Annotated in this window: 4 protein-coding genes; 3 read left to right on the top strand and 1 reads right to left on the bottom strand. The window is 69.7% G+C overall.

The features are described 5' to 3' along the window. Positions 1–194 precede the first annotated feature (194 nt). On the bottom strand, positions 195–1,232 hold the full coding sequence (locus NGF19_RS10435; protein WP_252424294.1) for an aldo/keto reductase: 1,038 nt from the start codon (positions 1,230–1,232) through the stop codon (positions 195–197). A gap of 227 nt (positions 1,233–1,459) precedes the next feature. On the opposite strand from NGF19_RS10435, the gene NGF19_RS10430 reads away from it, so the two are divergent. The 3 genes from NGF19_RS10430 to NGF19_RS10420 all read left to right on the top strand — a co-directional run bounded on the left by NGF19_RS10430 (position 1,460) and on the right by NGF19_RS10420 (position 22,631). Next, positions 1,460–2,338 carry a helix-turn-helix domain-containing protein gene (locus NGF19_RS10430; protein WP_252424293.1) on the top strand — a complete coding sequence of 293 codons (879 nt, stop codon included), beginning with the start codon at positions 1,460–1,462 and terminating at the stop codon, positions 2,336–2,338. Positions 2,339–2,802: 464 nt separating this feature from the next. Next, positions 2,803–5,022, top strand: coding sequence for an AfsR/SARP family transcriptional regulator (locus tag NGF19_RS10425; RefSeq protein WP_252424292.1), 2,220 nt, complete (start codon positions 2,803–2,805; stop codon positions 5,020–5,022). A 473-nt stretch (positions 5,023–5,495) separates the two neighbouring features. After that, positions 5,496–22,631 carry a non-ribosomal peptide synthetase gene (locus tag NGF19_RS10420; RefSeq protein ID WP_252424291.1) on the top strand — a complete coding sequence of 5,712 codons (17,136 nt, stop codon included), beginning with the start codon at positions 5,496–5,498 and terminating at the stop codon, positions 22,629–22,631. The last annotated feature ends 16 nt before the right edge of the window (positions 22,632–22,647 follow it).

Here is a 22,647-nt window from a genome sequence, read left to right as displayed (position 1 = left end):
GCCGCAGGATGCGTCTGTTACCAATCACGGACAATTCCAGGGGAGTTCACGGACAACTCGGCGGGCAGCGCCCGGACGGGCGCTTGTGCGAAGGTTCGGCGATGCCGACAGACCGGCCGCGTCCGCACGCTTCACCGCCGCGTCCGCACGCTTCACCGGCGCGTCCGCACGCTTCACCGGCGCGTCCGCACGCTTCACCGCCGCCTCCGCAGCGAGGCGTCCGTCAGGGCGGGCGGCTCGTAGAAGGTCACATCGCGCGCGATGTCCGTTCCCGGCGGGACCACCTCGTCGATGCGGTCGAGGATCGCCGAGTCCAACCGGACGTCCACACCCTCCAGCATGCCTTCCAGGTGCTCCATCGTCCGCGGGCCCATGATGACCGAGGTGACCGCGGGGTGGCTGCGGACGAAGGCCGTGGCGAGGGTCGGCAGGGAGACTCCCGCCTCGGCCGCCACCTTCTTCAGCTCGGTGACGGCATCCAACTTGGCGCGGTTGCCGGGCAGGTTCATATCGAACAGTGAGTCCACCATCCCGGTGTTGCCGCGGTGCGAGGTGCGCGGGTCCGCCCCGTCCGGGCCGCCGTACCTGCCCGACAACCAGCCCCCGCTCAGCGGCGACCAAGTGATCACACCCACCCCGTACTTCCGCGCCATCGGCAGCACCTCCCGTTCGATGCCACGGGCGAGGATCGAGTACGGCGGCTGCTCGCCGCGCGGGCGCACCAGGCCGCGCCGGTCGGCCGTCCACTGCGCCTCCACCAACTCCGAGGCCGGGAAGGCGGAGGTGCCATAGGCGCGGATCTTGCCTGCCCGGACCAGGTCGGACAGGGCCGAGAGGGTCTCCTCCAAGTCGGTCTCCGGATCGGGGCGGTGGATCTGGTAGAGGTCGATCCAGTCGGTGTCCAGGCGGCGCAGGCTGTCCTCGACGGCCTGGGCGATCCAACGGCGAGAATTGCCGCGGCGGTTGGGGTCCTCGCCCATCGGGTTGTGGAACTTGGTCGCCAGGACGACATCGTCACGCCGCCCCTTGAGGGCCTTGCCGACGATCTCCTCGGATTCACCGAGCGAGTACATGTCGGCGGTGTCGACGGTGTTGATTCCGGCGTCCAGTGCGGTGTGCACGATCCGAACGGCCTCGTCGTGGTCGGCCGTCCCCCACGCGCCGAGCATCATCGCGCCGAGGGTGAACTCGCTGACCTGGATGCCACTTCCACCGAGTGTGCGGTACTTCATGACGGTCTCTCCTTCGCGGGGCGCCGTGCGTTGCGTTCTGCCGGATACCGGCGGGCGTGCTGACGCATCCACTGTCGGCCGGACCGCGCCTCGTAACCAGATCCGCTCCAACCTGGGTCCGGCAGAACCAGGTTGAGCGAAGGGCCAGGTCGAGCGAAGGGGCGGGTGAGTGAAGGGCCGATCGGGTGGACGACCAGGTCGGAGACGGCTGGGCCATACTGGACCGTATGGTGGACGCACGTTCCGAGCTGGGGCCCTTCCTCAAGGGGCGGCGAGCCGCCCTTTCGCCAAGCGAGTTGGGGCTGCCCGAAGGGACCAACCGGCGCCGCGTGCGCGGGCTGCGCAGGGAAGAAGTGGCCCAACTGGCCGGGGTCAGTGTCGACTACTACACCCGGATCGAACAGGGCCGGGCGACGGCGGTATCGGCGGAGATCCTCGACGCGGTCGCCGGGGCACTGCGGCTCGACGCGGACGAGCGCCGCTATCTGCACAACGTGGCCGCGCGGCCGACGGGCGGTTCGGCCGGAGAGGGCGGCGTGTGCACCCCACCGCCGGTGCCGCGGCAGCGGGTTCGGCCGCAAGTGCGGGCGCTGCTGGACGGGTTGGGGGCGACTCCCGCGCTGGTACTGGGGAGAGGGCTGGATGTCCTGGCCTGGAACCGGGCCTTGGGACTGCTCTGGCCGCTGCTGGAAGAGGTCCCCGAGGACCGGCTCAACCTCGCCCTGATGATGTTCCTGGAACCGGCCGCCGGGCGACTGCACGCCGATCAGGAGGCGGTGCGTGAGCAACTGGTCGCGGGGTTGCGGGCGGCATCGGGGCGGACCCCGGACGAGCCGCGGCTGTGCGCGGTGCTGCTGGAGCTGCGGCGGCTCAGCCCTCGCTTCCGGGAGCTGTGGGAGGCACGGGCCGTCGCCGAGAAGCGGACCGGTCGGCACCGGCTGCGTCATCCGGCAGTGGGCGAGCTGGAGTTGGGCTACGAGAAGCTGATCCTCCCCGCGACCGGGGGCGGGGACGAGGGCCAGGAACTCATGGTGTACGTGGCGGAGCCCGGCTCACCGTCGGAGGCCGCGCTGCGGGTCGTGGTAGGGGACGGGGCACTGGTGTAGCGGCCCGCACCGGATGCGGCGTACGCCAGGATCCGCTCGCGCGTAGGTCAGGATCCGCTCGCGCGAGCCCGTAGGACCGGACCGCATGCGCGCGCACCCCAGGATCGTGTCGCCGCACTCATCCGATGGCCGGAACCCGATCACCCCCAGGGATTCACCCCCGGAAAGAACCGGGGTGCCGCACTTCAAACATGGAATTTCGGACGTTCCATTCCCGGAACTCGCGGATGGCAGGACTCCATAACGTGCCTGCATAGAAAAGGAGTTGACGGGCGCGGCCAGGGAAGTGAGTCGTTGACGGGTCCTTTCGATCATGCAATCATTCGAATGCACGTCCCGTATCCGCTTTTCGTACCCCTTGCACCGATATTCGAACACGCCAGGCGCGCTGGAGGCCGGCAGGCCTGTACGTCAGGCTGGTTGCCAGCGCCCTCTATGAGCCGCCACTGCCTCGAAGGGGGCCCATGCAGTTCAGGATTCTGGGGCCGCTCGAAGTCGTGGACGACGGCAGGCGCATCGATGTCAGCGGACAGCGTCAGCGCACGGTGCTGGCGATGCTGCTTCTCGACTCGGGACGTGTCGTCTCCAACGACCGTCTGGTGGAGGCGATATGGGAGCGGAAGCCACCGGCGACGAGCCGTACCCAGGTGCAGATCGGCATCTGCGCCCTGCGCCGCATGCTCACCTCGGGCCCCCACCCCTGCCCCATCGTGACCCGCTCGCCCGGCTATCTCTTACGGACGACCGAGGGGCAACTCGACCTCCATGACTTCGAGGAACGGGTCGCGGCAGGCGGACGAGCCGCTGCCGCCCATCAACCCCAGCAGGCGGTGAAGGAGTTACGGGCCGCGCTGGGGCTGTGGCAGGGGCACGCTCTGACCGATATCAGCAGCAAGCCGGTACGAGCGAACGCCGTCCAACTCGACGAGCGCCGCCTCGCCGTACAGGAGCAGTGCCTCGAACTCGAACTACAACTCGGCAACCACCACCGCGCCGTGAGTGAACTCGGCGCCCTGGTCGCCGCCCACCCCCTGCGGGAACGTCTGCGGGTGCTCCTGATGACCGCGCTCCACCGCGCGGGACGGCAGGCCGAGGCCCTGGAGGTGTACCGCCAGGCGCGGACGGCCCTCGTCGAGAGGCTCGGCATCGAGCCCGGCGCGGAGCTGCAGCGACTGCACCGCATGATCCTGGCGGGGGAAGAGGAGTGGGACACGCCGCCCCGGATCCAGCCCTGCATCAAGGTCACGACGGACCCCGCCCAGCCGACCGGACCCGGCAACGGCCCAACTCCCCCTGCGTTTCCGGTGGTTCCGGCACCTTTGGCGCACCGGATTCCGCGGCTGCTGCCCGCCGACATCCCCGACTTCACCGGCCGCGCGCAGGCGATCCAGCGCATTCTTGCCGCCTCCACCCGCACCGACGCGCCCCGGACCGTCGTCCCCGTCACCGTGATCACAGGTCGGAGCGGCTCGGGCAAGACGACCCTCGCCGTACACGTCGCCCATCGACTCGCTCCGGACTACCCCGATGGGCAGCTCTTCGCGAATCTGTCCGGCGCTCCGGGCCACCCCACGAGCCCCGCCGAGGTGCTCCGCCGCTTCCTGCGCGCGCTCGGCGTGGCCGACGAAGCCGTCCCCGGCAGCGTCGAGGAACGCGCCGAGATGTACCGCGACCTGCTGGCGGAGGGCCGAGTCCTCGTCGTGCTGGACGGCGCGACGTCCGAGGGCCAGGTCGCCCCGCTGCTCCCCGGATCGCCCGGTTCGCGGGTGCTGATCACCTCGTGGCGGCGCTTCACCGGGCTGCCCGCGGACACCCGTATCGAACTCTCCCGGTTCCGGCGGGAGAGTTCCGTGGACCTGCTGGTGAAGATCATCGGCCGCCGGCGGGTCGCCGCCGAACCACTGGCCGTCGAGGAACTCTGCCGTGCCTGCGACGATCTGCCGCTCCTGCTGCGCGCGGCTGCCGCCCGGCTGGCCGCCCGGCCGCACCGGGCCGTGGCGGATGCCGTCGTCCAGACCGAGGCGGTGGACCGCTACGCCGAGGTGGCGCGACGCCCGGACGAGTTGCGCCACGTGGAGCAGGCGGTCCGCACCTGCATGGCCCCGGCTTACGGTGCGCTCAGTCCGGAGGCCCGGCAAACCCTGCGCAGACTCGCCCAGTTGAAGCTGCCCGACTTCGCCCCCTGGATCGGCGCCCCGCTGCTCGAATGCGAACCGCACCGCGCCCAGGACCTGTTGGACGAACTCACCGAGTCCTATCTGCTCGACGCGGTGGTGGATGAGACGTCCAGAGCCGTCCGGTACCGCTTCCCCTCCTTCGTACGGGCCTTCGCCCTGGAACGCCTGGCGGCGGAGGAGTCACCGGAGGAGCAACGAGCGGCGCTGCGGCGCGTTCTCGACACCTTGGCGTATCTCACCGGAGAAGCGCAGCGCCGCGGCGGGTACGGGGACCCGCCCGTGCCGGACGAGCCCATTCGCTGCCATGCGATGCCCCGAAGCCTGGTCGACCGTCTGCTGGCGGACCCGTTCGCCTGGTACCAGCAGGAGCGCGCCCAGGTGGCGGCGGCGGGTCGGCAGGCAGCGGAAATCGGCCTGTGGACCATCTCCTCCCGCCTGATGAGAAGTTCGGCGGCACTGGCCCGAAAGGGCCCCTTCTCGGGTGGCGGCACGGCGGTCCGGCCGTAGCCACCGCACCCCTTTCGCCGACTCGATATCGGCGTGCGGCCCGTCACGACTGTCCCGCTGACAGCCTCTCCCGGCGGCCCTGCGCAACTTCCCACAACCCTCAAGGGCCTCCGAGGCAAAGACGCGCCCAAACGCGATTCAATCTTCCGCCCATATGCGTTCCCCTATAAGGCAGCCATGCGCTTGCCCGGCTCTATTGCTTCCCTAAATTTACGCTAAGGAACTGATCCAAAACCCTCCCGATCGTTAAAAGGCGCAGGTCAGGCACTGATCACGAGGGTTGACCAGTCGTGACGGGCCTCTCTAATGTGACAGCGCTCCTCCATGTCCCATGCAAATGATCCCGCAGTTCTTTGCAGCGTTCACAGGTTCCCTTCGGCAGTGCAGGTTTGCACCGCCACGCATCTCCAAGAACCCGTGACCGCGTTTCGTTTTTATTGCACCTTTAGCGGACCGGTGAGAAGGGCATCATCATGGACGGCACCCCCACAACCGACCAGAACGCGGAAGACGGCGCACGCGCGGGAGGCGGTACGAGACCGTCACCGGCCGGCCGACTCCGCGCCAGGCCGGACGAGCGCGGTCCGCTCTCTTTCGGCCAGCAGCGGCTCTGGTTCCTGGACCGCTGGCTCGGCGACAACGCTGTCTACAACATCCCGGTCGTTCTCCGCTTCACCGGCCCCTTGGACACCGCCCGTCTGACGGCCGCCGTCGCCACGGCCGCGGCCGGTCAGGACGCCCTGTACACCGTCTTCGAGGCGGACGAGAACGGGGAACCGCGCCAGCGGTTGCTGGAGGCCCGTGAGACGGACTGCCCGCTCGTCGACCTCACCGGCCTCGCCCCCGCCGACCGCGTCCGCAGCGCTCAGGAGGCCGTCGAGGCCGATGCCCGCAGGCCGTTCGACCTGGCCCGGGATCCGATGCTGCGCGCGACGCTGTACCAACTGTCCGAGGACGAGCACTGGTTGCAGCTCACGTTCCATCACATCGCCTGTGACGGCTGGTCGTTGGACGTCTTCCAACGTCGGCTGAACGAGGCGTATCGCGCGGGCGGCGGGTCGGTCCGGCCCCTGCCGGTCCAGTACGCCGACTACGCGTTGTGGCAGCACGAGACGCTGCGCGGCCCTCGTACGGAGAAGACCCTGGCGGCCTGGACGGACGCGCTGGCCGATGCTCCGGCCGTGCTGGACCTCGGCACGGACCGCCCCCGACCGGCCGAGATGAGCTATCGGGGCGAGACGACGGACTTCCCGCTCACCGGGGTGTCCTCGGCGGCGCTGGAGGCGTTCGCCGCCGAGGAGAACGTCAGTCTGTACACGGTGCTGCTCGCCGCCTTCCAGGTGCTCGCCGCGCGCCACTCGGGGAGCGGCGACATCGTCGTCGGTTCCCCGGTGGCGGGCCGGGACAACGCCAAGCTCAACGATCTGGTCGGCTTCTTCGTCGACACGCTCGTCCTGCGGGTGGACCTGGGGGACGACCCCGGCTTCCGGGAACTCGTGGCGCGCTCCCGCGCGTCGCTGCTGAGCGCGCTCTCCCGCAGCAGGGCCCCGTTCGATCTCGCCGTGAAGCAGTTGCACCCCGAACGGTCGTTGAGTCACAACCCGATCGTGCAGACGCTCTTCGCCTTCCACGAGGAGGAGCCGCTGGAGCCCTTCGGTGAGGGGCTGAGCGTCGAGCGTTCCATGGTGCCCACGGGGACCGCGAAGTTCGACCTCACCTGGTCGGTGTACCGGCGTCCGGACGGGCTCCATCTCCAAGTCGAGTACGCGACGGACCTGTTCGACGCCGACACCATCCGTACCCTGGTGGACCACTGGCAGATCCTGCTCGGTCAGATCCTCGCCACCCCCGATCTCCCGGTGAGCCGGCTTCCCCTCATGGGGCCCGCCGAGCGGGAGTTGGTGGAGTCATGGGCGGGTGACGGTGCGGAACTTCCCGTCAGCGCGATCCACGAACTGGTCATACGCCGCGCGCTGGAGACCCCCGATGCCGTGGCCGTCGTCTGCGACGACACCACCCTCACCTACGCCCAGCTCGTCACCCGAGCCGCGCAGATCGCCACGCTCCTGGTCGAGCAAGGCGTCGGCCCCGAAGTCTGTGTCGGTGTCTGTGTCGAGCGGTCCGTCGACACCGTGATCACCACCCTCGCCGTCCTCATGGCCCACGGCGTCTACGTGCCTTTGGACACCGCCTTCCCCACCGACCGCATGCACCACATGCTCACCGAAGTCGGCGCGACCCTCGTCCTCACCCATCAGCCCACCCACACCACCGTCCCCGACGGCCCTTGGCACACGCTCGACATCACCACCCTCCCCGTGCCTGAAGCCGCTCCAAGCCTCAGCCACGCCCTGGCCCACCTCCCTCAGCGTCTCGACCCCGATCACGCCTGCTACGTCATCTTCACCTCGGGGTCCACCGGCCGCCCCAAGGGCACCACCGTCAGCCACGCCAACGTCACCCGCCTCTTCGAAGCCGTCCAACAACGCCTCCCCTTCGGCCCGGACGATGCCTGGAGCCTCTTCCACAGCTATGCCTTCGACGTGTCGGTCATGGAGATGTGGGGTGCTCTCACCAGTGGCGGACGCCTCGTCGTCGTCCCCTACCTCACCAGCCGGGACGCGGAGGCGTTCTACGCGCTCGTACGCGACCAGTCGGTCACGATGCTCAGCCAAACCCCGTCCGCCTTCCGCCAGTTCGAGACGGTCGACGCGGCGGCAGGGGACGAACTGGCCCTGCGGGCCGTGCTGTTCGCGGGCGAGGCGCTGAACCGGGCCTCGGTACGCCGCTGGGGCACCCGGCACGGTTACACCTCGCCGCTGCTCGTCAACCTGTACGGCATCACCGAGACCACCGTGCACGTGACCTACATCGAGGTGGACGAGGACCAACTCGACGGTACGTTCAGCCGGATCGGCAGTCCGCTGCCCGACCTCCGGCTCTACGTCCTGGATCCGTCGGGCGATCCGAGTCCGATCGGAGTCGTCGGGGAGCTGTACGTCGGCGGGCCCGGCGTGACGCGTTGCTATACGGGCCAACCGGCTCTCACCGCGCAGCGATTCGTGCCCGACCATCTCGGCCCCACACCGGGGGCCCGGCTCTACCGCAGTGGTGACCTCGCCCGCTGGAAGCCCTCCGGCGACCTGGAGTACCTCGGCCGGGCCGACGCCCAGGTGAAGGTGCGCGGCTATCGCATCGAACTGCCGGAGATCGAGGCACGGTTGGGACGGCAGCCCGAGATCCGGCAGGCCGTGGTCGTCGTCCGGGACGATCTCGGCGGTCACACGGACCTCGTCGCCTACCTCGTCCCGGAACCGGGCACCGACCGGCCCACCACCAGCGAACTCCGCGACGCCCTCGCGGGCCACCTCCCCGACTACATGATCCCGAGGAACTTCGTCTTCCTCGACGCCCTCCCGCTCACCCCGCAAGGCAAGCTCAACCACCGGGCACTGCCCGATCCGACGACCGAACGCCCAGAACTGGCCGCCGAGTTCGTCGCCCCGCTGCCCGGAACGGAGGAACTGCTCGCCGGGATCTGGAGCAGCGTCCTCGGCGTCGACCGCATCGGCCGCCACGACAACTTCTTCGACCTCGGCGGCGACTCCATCCGCAGCATCCAGGTGCTGGGACTGGCTCGTACCCAGGGGGTGGGCTTCGAGCTGCAGGACCTCTTCCGCTCGCCCACCCTCGCGGGACTTGCCGAAGCCACCTCGTCCCACGCGGTGTCCGCGACCTCGCAGCGCGACAGTGAGCCGTTCTCCATGGTGAGCGCCGAGGACAGGGCGCGGTTGCCGCAAGGCCTCGTGGACGCCTATCCGATGGCGGAACTCCAGGTCGGCATGATCTACGAGATGGAGCTGGACCGTGAACGGCTGCCGTACCACAACGTGGACAGCATGCGCATCAACGGCCGGTTCGACGAGCGCAGCTTCAGGGAGGCGCTCCGCCTGGTCGTGGAACGCCACCCGATCCTCCGTACGTCCCTGGAGCTGAGCGGGTACAGCGAGCCGCTCCAACTGGTGCACGCCACGGCCGAGATGCCGTGTGTGGTGTCCGATCTGCGCGCACTCGACGACGAGGCGCAACAGGCGGAGATCGCCGCATACGTGGCCTTCGAACGCTCCCATGTGTTCGACCACTCCCGGCCGCCGTTGCTGCGGTTCGGCATTCACTGGCTCTCCGACGACGCCTTCCAGTGGACGGTGACCGAGCACCACGCCATCTTCGACGGCTGGAGCCTTCACTCCACGCTCGCCGAGATCACGGGCCTCTACCAGCAGCTCGCGGCCGGTGCGGACACGGTCGCCGCCTTCGATCCGCCCGCGTCCGCGTACCGCGACTTCATCGCGGCGGAGCGGGAGGTGCTGCGCTCGGAGGAGAGTGAGGCGTTCTGGCTGGAGCGACTCACGGACCGGCCCACGGGCCGGCTCCCCCGCTGGCCGGACCGGCACAACGCCGAACTGGCGACGCCCGAGCGCGAGAACGAGTGGCGGGTGCTGCACACTGCGGAGAAGCACGGTTCGATCGAGACGCTGCTCCCGGCGGAGCTGTGCGACGAGCTGCTGGCGCTGGCCAAGCGCTGCGGGGTGCCGCTGAAGTCCGTGATGCTGGCGGCGCATCTACGGGTCATGAGTCTGGTCACCGGAAGCAGGGACGTACTGGCCGGGCTGTCGTCCAACGGGCGGCTGGAGGAGGCCGGGGCGACCGAGGTGCGGGGGCTCTTCCTCAACACCGTCCCGTTCCGGCTGGAACTGCCGGAGGGCAGTTGGCTGGACCTCATCCACGCGGTGTTCGAGGCCGAGCAGGACATGCTGCCCCATCGCAGATACCCGCTGGGCGCGCTCCAGCGTCGGATGGGTGGCGAGGCCCTGTTCGAGACCAGCTTCGTCTACAACCACTTCCACGTGCTCACCGACGAGTTCGGTGAGGGCAGTCTGACGATCGTGGACGGGAAGATCGACAGCTTCAGCACGCTGCGTGCCGAGCCGACCAACTTCCCGCTGAGTGTCGGTGTGATCCGCAATCCGTACTCCACCCGGCTGCTCCTGAGCCTCGACTACCACCTCGGTGTGCTGGTCGAGGACCAGGTGGCGTTGATGCGGGACTACTACGTGCGGGTACTGGAGTCGATGGTCACCGAACCCGACACCGCGATCGGAGACGTCGTCCTGCTCGGCGACACAGAGCGGGAGTTGGTGGAGTCATGGGCGGGTGACGGTGCGGAACTCCCCGTCAGCGCGATTCACGAACTGGTCATACGTCGCGCGCTGGAGACCCCTGACGCCGTGGCCGTCGTCTGCGACGACATCACCCTCACCTACGCCCAACTCGTCACCCGAGCCGCCCAGATCGCCACACACCTGGTCGAGCAAGGCGTCGGACCCGAAGTCTGCGTCGGTGTTTGCGTCGAGCGGTCCCTCGATACCGTGATCACCACCCTCGCCGTCCTCATGGCCCACGGCGTCTACGTCCCCCTCGACACCGCCTTCCCCACCGACCGCATGCACCACATGCTCACCGAAGTCGGCGCCACCCTCGTCCTCACCCACCAGCCCACCCACACCACCGTCCCCGACGGCCCCTGGCACACCCTCGACATCACCACCCTCCCCACACCCAAGGCCACACCAAGCCTCAGCCACGCCCTGGCCCACCTGCCCCGGCATCTCGACCCCGATCACGCCTGCTACATCATCTTCACCTCGGGATCCACCGGCCGCCCCAAGGGCACCACAGTCACCCACGCCAACGTCACCCGCCTCTTCGAAGCCGTCCAACAACGACTCCCCTTCGGCCCCGAAGACACCTGGACCCTCTTCCACAGCTACGCCTTCGACTTCTCCGTCTGGGAGATGTGGGGCGCCCTCACCACCGGCGCACGCCTCGTCGTCGTCCCCTACCTCACCAGCCGCGACGCCGACGCCTTCTACACCCTCGTACACGACCAGTCGGTCACCATCCTCAGCCAAACACCCTCCGCCTTCCGCCAGTTCGAAGCCACCGACCACACCCACCAAAGCGACCTCGCCCTACGCGCCATCGTCTTCGGCGGCGAAGCACTCGACACCCCCTCCGTACGCCGCTGGACAGACCGCCACGGTCACGCCACACCCCGCCTCGTCAACATGTACGGCATCACCGAAACCACCGTCCACGTCACCACCCACCACATCGACCACCACCAACTGGACGGCAACGTAACCACCATCGGGCGCGCCCTCCCCGACCTCCGCCTCCATGTCCTCGACCGCTACGGGAACCCCGCCCCGATCGGCGTCATCGGCGAACTGTACGTATCAGGGGCGGGGCTCGCGCGCGGGTACGGGGCTCGGCCGGCCCTCACGGCCGAGCGTTTCGTCCCCGATCACCTGGGACACACACCGGGTTCCCGGCTCTACCGCAGTGGTGACCTCGCCCGCTGGACGCCCTCCGGCGACCTGGAATACCTCGGCCGGGCCGACGCTCAGGTCAAGATCCGCGGCTACCGCATCGAACTTGGCGAGATCGAGGACCAGTTGGCCCGGTTGGATGGTCTGCGTGAGGCCGTCGTCCTTCCGTATCAGGAGGCGAACGGCCGTACGGACCTGGTCGCCTACCTTGTACCGGAACCGGACGCCGACCAGCCCACCACCAGCGAACTCCGCGACGCCCTCGCCGACCAGCTCCCCGGCTACATGATCCCGAGGAACTTCGTCTTCCTCGACGCCCTCCCGCTCACCCCGCAGGGGAAGCTCGACCACCGGGCACTGCCCGCCCCGTCCTCCGAACGACCCACCCTCGAAACGGAGTTCATCCCGCCGCTCCCGGGAACCGAAGAAGCCCTCGCCGCCATCTGGGCGGACATCCTCGGTGTCGACCGCGTCGGCCGCCACGACAACTTCTTCGAACTCGGCGGCGACTCCATCCGCAGCATCCAGATACTCGGCCGAGCCCGCGACCACGGACTCACCTTCCACCTCCAGGACCTCTTCCAGCACCCCACCCTCGCCGACCTCGCCACGGCCACGACCACCGCACACCCCACCACCACAGCACCGACCACCGAACCCTTCTCCCTCCTCTCCTCCCACGACCGCGACCACCTCCCCCCGGGCCTCGACGACGCCTACCCCATGGCCGAACTCCAGATCGGCATGGTCTACGAGATGCAACGCGACCCCGACCGCAACCCCTACCTGAACGTGACGTCGCTGCATCTGCCGGGCCGGTTCGAGCAGGAAGCCTTCCGTGCGGCCGTGTCCCTGGTGGTGGAGCGGCATCCGGTGCTGCGCACCTCGTTCGACCTCAGTGGTCTGTCCGTGCCGATGCAGTTGGTGCACACGGACGTCGAGATACCCCTCGGCCTGGTGGATCTGCGCGGGCTGAGCGAGGCCGGGCAGCGGCGTGAGCTGGCCGACTACGTCCGTGGGGAGCGGACGTCGGGGTTCGATCCGGCGGTGGCGCCGCTGTTCCGGATGACCGTCCATCTGCTGTCCGACGACGCCTTCCAGTGGACCGTCACCGACCACCACGCCATCCTCGACGGCTGGAGCCTCGCCTCCACCCTCGCCGAGATCATCGAGACCTACCACACCCTCCTCGACGGCCACACCCCCACACTCCCACCCCTCCGCTCCACCTACCGCAACTACATCGCAGCCGAGCAGCACACACTCACCGACCCCACCCACACCACCTACTGGCACACCCTCCTCACCGACCGACCCGACACCCGACTCCCCCGCCACAGCGACAACAGCGGCAACGGCGACTCCGCGCTGATCGGGGAACGGCTCGACGGCGAGGTGCATGAGCACGACAGCACGGGTGGGTACGGAGCGCTGGTCACCGTGGTGCCGCCGGAGCTGCTGTCGGCGCTGGAGGACAGTGCCGCTCGTATCGGTGTGCCGTTCAAGGCCGTTGTGCTGGCCGCCCATATGCGGGTTCTGGGCCTGGTCACGGGCAGCGCGGATGTCGTCACCGGGTTGTCGTCCAACGGGCGGTTGGAGGAGACCGACGGCACCGAGGTCCGTGGGCTGTTCCTCAATTCGCTGCCGTTCCGGCTGCGGCTGCCCGACGGCAGTTGGGCGGACCTTGCGCGCGCCGTGTTCGAGGCCGAGAGCGAGATGCTGCCGCACCGCCGATACCCGATGCCGGCGCTGCAACGCGCCCTGGGCGGCGACCCGTTGTTCGAGACCGGATTCGTCTACAACCACTTCCGTCACGTGGACGAGCTGGCCGAGGGGGGCCGGGCCTCGGTCTCCGGACCGCACGACGAGACGGCCGCCGGGGTCGCGCGGACCAGCTTCCCGCTGCATGTGGCGATGAGCCGTGAACCGGGTCTGGCCGGAATGCGGATGGAGTTGGAGTACGACGCCAGGGAGTTCCCCGCGGAGCAGATGCGTCTGATCCGCGACTACCACCTGCGGGCACTGCGGGCGATCGCCGAGAACCCGGACGCGGACCACCGAGCGGCCGTCCTGCTCGGCGAGGCCGAACGAGCCCTGCTGGAACGCTGGAACGACAACACCGCCGCTGTCCCGTCCACGCCCGTCCACGAGTTGGTCGAGGCGCGGGCGGCGGCGCAGCCCGACAGCGTCGCCGTCGTCGCCGGGGAGCGGTCCCTGACGTACGGCGAACTGGACGCGCACGCCGACCGGTTGGCCCATCGCCTGCGTCAACTGGGCGTGGGTCCCGAGGTGTTCGTCGGGATCGGCCTGCACCGTTCGCCCGAGCTGGTCGTCAGCATGCTGGCCGTGCTCAAGGCCGGTGGGGCCTACGTACCGCTGGATGTCTCCTTCCCCGCGGCCCGGCTCGCGCACATGCTCCAGGAAGCGGACGTGCGGGTGGTCCTGGCCGGGGCGAGCACGACGGAGCTGATTCCGCAGGGGCCGTGGGAGACGGTCGATGTGGACACCGTCGCTCTGCCCGAAGAGGGGCCGTTCGGCCGGGAGTTGCAGGTCTCCGCCGGGCCGGACAACGCCTGCTACGCCATCTTCACCTCCGGTTCCACCGGGCGGCCGAAGGGTGTGGTGACCCGGCACCGCAACGTGACCGAGCTTCTGCACGGCGGTCCCGCGATGGAGCTGCGGGAGGACGACACCGTTCTCCAGATCGCGACCGTAGCCTTCGACGTCTCCACCTTCGAGATATGGGCGCCGCTGGCGGCGGGGGCCCGGCTCGTGCTCGCGCCGCCCGGACGGTACGCCCCGGCGGATGTGGCGGGCTGGGTGACGGAGCACGGCGTGACCGTCCTCCACGCCACCGCCTCGCTGTTCGCCCTGCTCGTGGACGAGCAGCCGCAGACCTTCGACGGGCTGCGCCGACTGCTCACCGGCAGTGAGACGGTGTCCGCGCCGCACGCCGGCCGAATTCTCGCCCGCTGCCCGTCACTTGAGCTGGTCAACTGCTGGGGGCCGACGGAGACCACCACGTTCTCGGTGTGCGGCGTCTTCACGGCGGACTCGCTCCCGGCCGGTCCGCTGCCACTCGGCACACCGCTGGCCAACACCGAGGTCCGAGTGCTGGACGAGGCCGGTCATCCCGTGCCCGTGGGCAGTCCGGGTGAGCTGTACGTCGCCGGGCCGTGCCTCGCGCGCGGCTACCTGGGCAGCCCCGCGCTGACCGCCGAGCGGTTCCTGCCGCACCCCTCCGTGCCGGGTGCCCGGCTGTATCGCACGGGTGACCGGGGGCGCTGGTCGTCCGAGGGCCGGGTGGAGTTCCTCGGCCGGGTCGACCACATGGTCAAGATTCGCGGCTACCGGGTGGAGCCCGGCGAGGTGAGCGCGGCGATCGGCGCTCATCCGCGCGTACGCCAGTGTGTCGTGACCGCGCCGCAGGACGCGTCGGGCCGGGCCGACCTGGTGGCGTACGTGGTGTGCGACGACCCGGCGCCCGATGTGTCCGAACTGCGGTCACTGCTACGGGAGAAGCTGCCGGAGTACATGCTGCCGAAGGCGTTCGTGTTCCTCGACGCGTTCCCGCTGACGGCCCAGGGCAAGGTGGACCGCGGCAGGCTCCCGGCACCGTCCGGGGACCGGCCCGAGCTGTCGTCCCAGTACGTGGCGCCGCTGCCCGGAGCGGAGGAGCGGCTGGCGGTGATCTGGCGTCAGGTCCTCGGGGTCGAGAGGATCGGCCGGCACGACAACTTCTTCGACCTGGGCGGCGATTCGATCCGCAGCATCCAGGTGATCGGACGGGCCCGGGAGGAGGGTCTGCTGCTCACGCTGCCCGTGCTGTTCCGGTCCCCGACGCTCGCCGCGCTCGCCACCGAGGCGACTGCCGAGACCGACGACCGGTTCCCCGCACCACCGACGCAGCCGTTCGCCCTGTTGTCGGACAAGGACCGGCAGGCACTGCCGCAGGGGCTGGTGGACGCCTATCCGATGGTGGCCCTCCAGGTCGGCATGGTCTACGAGATGGAGATCGACCCGGACCGCAACCCGTACCACAACGTCAGTACGGTGCGCCTCGGCGAGCGGTTCGAGGAGGACGCCTTCCGGCGGGCCGTCGAGCTGGCGGTGGCCCGCCACGAGGTCCTGCGTACCTCGTTCGACCTGAGCGGCTACAGCGATCCGTTGCAACTCGTGCACGAACGCGTCGAGTTGCCGCTGACCGTCGTGGATCTGCGTGGTCGGGACGACGCCGCGCAACGGGCGGCGGTCGCGGAGCGCGTCCGTAGTGAACAGGACGAGGGCTTCTCGGTGGCGGTGGCGCCGCTGTTCCGGATGACCGTCCAGGTGCTGTCCGACGACGCCTTCCAGTGGACTGTCACCGACCACCACGCCATCCTCGACGGCTGGAGCCTCGCCTCCACCCTCGCCGAGATCATCGAGACCTACCACACCCTCCTCGACGGGCACACCCCCACACTCCCACCCCTCCGCTCCACCTACCGCGACTACATCGCAGCCGAACAGCACACACTCACCGACCCCACCCACACCACCTATTGGCACACCCTCCTCACCGACCGACCCGACACCCGACTCCCCCGCCACACCACCGCTCTTCCCGAGGGACTCGCGGGGCCGTACGGCGCGGGCGAGGTGCATCGCAACGACGCGGAGCGCCGGCACGGAGAGTTGATCACTCCGCTGCCGGTCGGTCTGAGCGAGGATCTCGACCGGTTCGCCCGGCGGTGCGGCGTACCACTGAAGTCCGTGCTGTTGGCGGCCCATCTGCGCGTCATGAGCCTCGCCACCGGCAGCCGGGACGTCGTCACGGGGCTGTCGTCCAACGGGCGGTTGGAGGAGACCGACGGCACCGAGGTGCGCGGGCTGTTCCTCAACACGCTGCCGTTCCGGCTGGAGTTGCCGGACGGCGACTGGCAGGACCTCGCGCGCGCGGTGTTCGAGGCCGAGCAGGACATGCTGCCCCATCGCAGGTACCCGATGTCCGCGATCCAGCGCGAACTGGGCGGGGAACCGCTCTTCGAGACCGGCTTCGTCTACAACCACTTCCGCCAGATCGACACACTCGCCGGTGGCGCGGACGCGGACGACGATCGGGCGCGTGCGAACGGGGGCGGGCGGACCCACTTCCCGCTGCTGGTGGCCGTCAGCCAGGAGCCCGGGTACCAGGGGCTGAGCCTGGAGATGGAGTACGACAGCGGCGAGCTGTCCTCCGTTCAGGTGGCGTTGATGCGGGACTACTACGTGCGGGTACTGGAGTCGATGGTCTCCGCACCCGACACCGCGATCAGAGACGTCACTCTGCTCGGCGACACAGAACGCGAGTTGGTGGAGTCATGGGCAGGTGACGGCGCGTCACTGTCCGTCAGCGCGATCCACGAACTGGTCATACGTCGCGCGCTGGAGACCCCCGATGCCGTGGCCGTCGTCTGCGACGACACCACCCTCACCTACGCCCAACTCGTCACCCGAGCCGCCCAGATCGCCACACACCTGGTCGAGCAAGGCGTCGGCCCCGAGATCTGCGTCGGCGTCTGCGTCGAACGCTCCGTCGACACCGTGATCACCACCCTCGCCGTCCTCATGGCCCACGGCGTCTACGTCCCCCTCGACACCGCCTTCCCCACCGACCGCATGCACCACATGCTCACCGAAGTCGGCGCCACCCTCGTCCTCACCCACCAGCCCACCCACACCACCGTCCCCGACGGCCCCTGGCACACCCTCGACATCACCACCCTCCCCACACCCAAGGCCACACCAAGCCTCAGCCACGCCCTCGCCCACCTCCCCCAGCGCCTCGACCCCGATCACGCCTGCTACGTCATCTTCACCTCGGGATCCACCGGACGCCCCAAGGGCACCACAGTCACCCACGCCAACGTCACCCGCCTCTTCGAAGCCGTCCAACAACGACTCCCCTTCGGCCGCGAAGACACCTGGACCCTCTTCCACAGCTACGCCTTCGACTTCTCCGTCTGGGAGATGTGGGGCGCCCTCACCACCGGCGCACGCCTCGTCGTCGTCCCCTACCTCACCAGCCGCGACGCCGACGCCTTCTACACCCTCGTACACGACCAATCGGTCACCATCCTCAGCCAAACACCCTCCGCCTTCCGCCAGTTCGAAGCCACCGACCACACCCACCAACACGACCTCGCCCTACGCGCCATCGTCTTCGGCGGCGAAGCACTCGACACCCCCTCCGTACGCCGCTGGACAGACCGCCACGGTCACGCCACACCCCGCCTCGTCAACATGTACGGCATCACCGAAACCACCGTCCACGTCACCACCCACCACATCGACCACCACCAACTGGACGGCAACACCACCACCATCGGACGGGCCCTCCCCGACCTCCGCCTCCACGTCCTCGACCCCTACGGCAACCCCACCCCGATCGGCGTCATCGGCGAACTCCACGTCGGCGGCGCGGGCCTGGCCCGTGGCTACACCGGCCAACCCGCCCTCACCGCCCAGCGATTCGTACCGGATCATCTGACGCCGGCCTCCGGTGCCCGGCTCTACCGCAGTGGTGACCTCGCCCGCTGGACGCCCTCCGGCGACCTCGAATACCTCGGACGCGCCGACGCCCAGGTCAAGATCCGCGGCTACCGCATCGAACTCGGCGAGATCGAGGACCAGTTGACACGGCTGGCCGTGATCCGCCAGGCGGTGGTCGTCGTCCGGGACGATCTCGGTGACCGCGCGGACCTGGTCGCCTACCTCGTCCCGGAACCGGACGCCGACCAGCCCACCACCAGCGAACTCCGCGACGCCCTCGCCGACCGCCTCCCCGGTTACATGATCCCGAGGAACTTCGTCTTCCTCGACGCCCTCCCGCTCACCCCGCAAGGCAAGCTCGACCACCGGGCACTGCCCGATCCGACAACCGAACGCCCAGAGCTGGCGGCCGAGTTCGTCGCCCCGTTGCCCGGAGCAGAGCAACTGCTCGCCGCCATCTGGGCCGACATCCTCGGTGTCGACCGCATCGGCCGTCACGACAACTTCTTCGACCTCGGCGGCGACTCCATCCGCAGCATCCAAGTACTCGGCCGAGCCCGCGACCACGGACTCACCCTCGACCTCCAGGATCTCTTCCAGCACCCCACCCTCGCCGACCTCGCCGCCACCACCACGACGACCACCACCCAACCCACCACCACAGCACCCACCACCGAACCCTTCTCCCTCCTCACCCCCCACGACCGCAGCCAGCTACCCCCAGGTCTCGACGACGCCTACCCCATGGCCGAACTCCAGATCGGCATGGTCTACGAGATGCAACGCGACCCCGACCGCAACCCCTACCTGAACGTCGAGAACCTCCCGGTCGCCGGTCCGTTCGACGCTCCGCTGTTCCGGCGAGCCGTCGCGCTGGTGGTGCGCAGGCATCCCGTTCTGCGTACGTCATTGGCGCTGACCGGGTACAGCAAGCCGCTCCAACTGGTGTACACGGACGCCGATGTGCCACTGACGGTGCTGGATCTGCGGGGTCTCGGGGACGACGCGCAGCGCGCGGCTCTGCGGGAGTGCGTCCGTACCGAGCGGGCGAAGGTGTTCGACACGAGTGCGGCGCCGTTGTGCCGTATGACGGTCCATGTGCTGTCCGACGACGCCTTCCAGTGGACCGTCACCGACCACCACGCCATCCTCGACGGCTGGAGCCTCGCCTCCACCCTCGCCGAGATCATCGAGACGTACCACACCCTCCTCGACGGCAGCACACCCACACTCGCACCCCTCCGCTCCACCTACCGCGACTACATCGCAGCCGAACAAGACGCGCTCACCGACCCCGCCCACACCACCTACTGGCACACCCTCCTCACCGACCGACCCGACGCCCACCTCCCCTATGACGCGGTCGAGTTGACCGACCAGCCGGGCTATCGCAACGTCACCACGCATCTGCCCCCGCAGCTCCTGGCCGCGCTGGAGCAGGGTGCCGCGCAGGCCGGTGTTCCGCTCAAGGCCGTGTTGCTGGCCGCCCATCTGCGTGCGCTGGGCCTGGCGACGGGGAGCCCGGATGTCATCACCGGGCTGACGGCCAACGGCCGGCTGGAGGAGACCGACGGGGCCGAGGTGCGCGGGCTCTTCCTCAACACCGTGCCGTTCAGGCTCCGGGTACGGGAGGGCAGTTGGGCCGAGCTGGCGCGGGCCGTGTTCGACGCCGAGCGCGAGATGCTGCCGCACCGCAGGTATCCGATGGCCGCGCTTCAGCGCGAGCTGGGTGGTGCGCCGCTCTTCGAGGTCAACTTCACCTACAACAGCTTCCCGCAGTTCGGCGCGCTCGCCGAGGCGGGTGCGCTGGCCAAGGAGGGGCCGGGCGACGACGTCCCCGGCATGGCTCCCACGAGCTTCCCGTTCAGCGTCACGCTCAGCCGGGAATCCGTACTCGGCGGGATGTGGATGGAGTTGGAGTACGACACCGCGAAGCTGTCGGCCGACCAGGTCACCCGGCTGCGCGACTACCACCTGCGGGCGCTGGAAGCGGTGGCGGCGGACATCGAAGCGGACGTGTACGGGGCGCCGTTGCTGAGCGAGGCCGAGCAGGCGCTGCTCGACATGCTGAACTACACGACGGACGCGCGTGCGGCGGGCCGGGTTCCGGTGCACGAGCTGCTGCAGCGGCAGGCCGCCCGTACCCCGGACGCGATCGCGATCGAGGACGGCGGGACGCGTATCACTCTGGCCCGACTGGACGCGGACAGCGACCGTCTCGCCCGGCGGCTGCGCCGGAGCGGGGTGCGTCACGGCGATGTCGTCGGCATCTTCCTGCGGCCCGGCTCGGCGGCGCTGACCACCTTCTGGGCCGTGTGGAAGGCGGGGGCGGCGTTCGTCCCGCTCGACCCCGGGCTGCCGGAACACCGGCTGCGCTCGATGCTGGACCAGGCCCGGCCCACCCTGCTGATCACCGACGACCCGAAGGCCGCCCCGAGCGGTCACCCGCTGTTCGACCTGTCGTGCCTCACACATGAGGCAGAGGAGACGGACGGTTCCGCGCTGCCGTCCGTGAGCACCCGCGACCTGGCCTATGTGATGTTCACGTCCGGCACCACCGGTGGCCCCAAGGGCGTCATGATCGAGCACGGCAGCCTTGCCACCTTCGCGGTGGGAACACCGTTGGCGCGCACCCGTTCGCTGGGGGCCGAGAAGCCGCTGCGGGTGGTGACCGGCACGTCGGCGTACATCTCCGACTTCCTGCTGGCACAGATCCTGATGGTGCTCGACGGTCACACCCTGTGCGTGCTGAGCGAGGAGCAGCGGCGTGACCCCGGGCATCTCGTCGCTCTCGCCCGTGATCGCGAGCGGGCGGTGGACGTCATCGACACGACCACCGCACAGTGTCAACTGCTCGTAGAACAAGGTCTGTTGGACGCTCCGTACCCGCCCCGGCTGCTCGTTCTCGGCGGCGAGGCGTGCCCGCCCGACCTGTGGGCGGCGCTGGCCGAGCGGTCCGGGATCAAGGTGTTCAACAGTTACGGGCCCACGGAGGCGACGGTCGAGGCGACCATGGCACGGGTGACCGGCGACAGCGGACCCGTCATCGGCAGGCCCTGCGCCAACACTCGGATCCACCTCCTGGACGCCGCGGGGCATGAAGTGCCGCCCGGCACCGCGGGTGAGATCTGCGTCGGTGGCATCGGGGTGGGCCGGGGCTATCTCGGCCGACCCGGGGTCACGGCCGAGCGTTTCGTGCCGGACCCCTGGGGCCCGGCGGGCAGTCGTCTCTACCGCACGGGTGACGTCGGCCGTCTCACCGACTCCGGCGATCTCGAGTTCCTGGGGCGGGTGGACCACCAGGTGAAGGTGCGCGGCGAGCGTGTCGAGCCGGAGGAGGTCGAGGCCGTGTTGCGTGCCCATCCGGGCGTGGCCGCCGCGATCGTCGGCCGTCATCCGGACCACGAGGGGCTGCTGGCGAACGTCGTACCGGCCGAGGGTGGCGCCCCGGACCAGCGGGAACTGCGGCGGCACGCGGCCTCGCGGCTCTCGTCGGCGGCGGTTCCGACGCACTTCGTCGTCGTCGACACGGTGCCGCTCACCCCGGCCGGGAAGCTGGACCGCGGGGCCCTGTCGACCACCGGCCTCCCCGCAGGAGCGCCCGAAGGCATCGGGAATCCGGGCGAACCGGACCCCGGCGCGGCGGAGTCGGCGTTCTCCCGGACGGAGCGGCGTGTCGCCGAGGTGTGGCACAAGGTCCTCGGCGTTCACGCCGACCGGCGGGACGACTTCTTCGCGATCGGCGGGCACAGCCTGCTGGCCGTACGGCTCGCGGGTGAGCTGGGCGCCGCGTTCGGCACCACGGTTCCGCTGCCGCAGTTGTACAGCACACCCACACTGGCGGGTCAGGCGGCGTTCCTCGATGACGCCCGGCACGCACAGGAGGCCGAGCGCCGGGGCGGCGGCCCGCGCAGCGTCATCGGCCTCGGCGGCTCTCCCGGGCTCCAGCCGCTGGTGCTGGTGCATCCGCTCGGTGGCACGCTCTTCTGCTATCGGGATCTGACGGCCCGGGTCGCGGGCTCCTTCGAGGTCCTGGGGGTCCAGGGGGACCTGATGAGCGGCGGGGACACGGCGGACTTCGCCTCGCTGGCGTCGGGTTACGCCCGTGAACTGGCGCCCCTGCTGCGGGGACGCAGGCCCGTGATCGCGGGCTGGTCGGCCGGCGGTGTGCTGGCGCACGAGGTCGCCTCGCGGCTGGCGGACCGGGGCATCGTGGCCGATCGTGTCGTCGTCGTCGACGCGGCTCCCCAGCAGGGCCCGGACGCGGCGGCGGACGCGGCGGCGCTGGAGCGGCTGCGTGCCGACGTGGGACGGCTGGGACCGCGCCGACTCCTGGCGGAGCACGCCATCGACGACGTACTGCGGCTGCTCGGTGTGGACGCGGAGGCGCTGGCCGAGCTGAACGGGCCGGTCACCGCGTCGCTCATGGAGTTCTGGCACGGGATGCTGTCCGGCCTGGCCGGGCACCGGCCCTCCCCGTACGCGGGCCCCGTGCATCTCGTGGTGTCGCGCCAGGGTGAGGAGGCGGCCGTGCGTGCCGCGATCACCGGGTGGCGGCGGTTCGCCGGGACGCTGCGTGTCTCGTACGCCGACGGCGACCACTACCAGCTCATGCGGGAGCCCTGGGTCGGGGATGTGGCCGAGGTGTTCACCGGCCCGGACGATCCGACCGATCGGGGCGACGGAGACGCGTCCCACCGGTCCTGATCCGCCGTACCCAGCC

The sequence above is a fragment of the Streptomyces macrolidinus genome, from assembly GCF_023887685.1.
Taxonomy (GTDB): Bacteria; Actinomycetota; Actinomycetes; order Streptomycetales; family Streptomycetaceae; genus Streptomyces; species Streptomyces macrolidinus.
The sequence above is the reverse complement of the archived record's forward strand: the minus strand, read 5'-3'. Positions and strand labels throughout refer to the sequence as shown.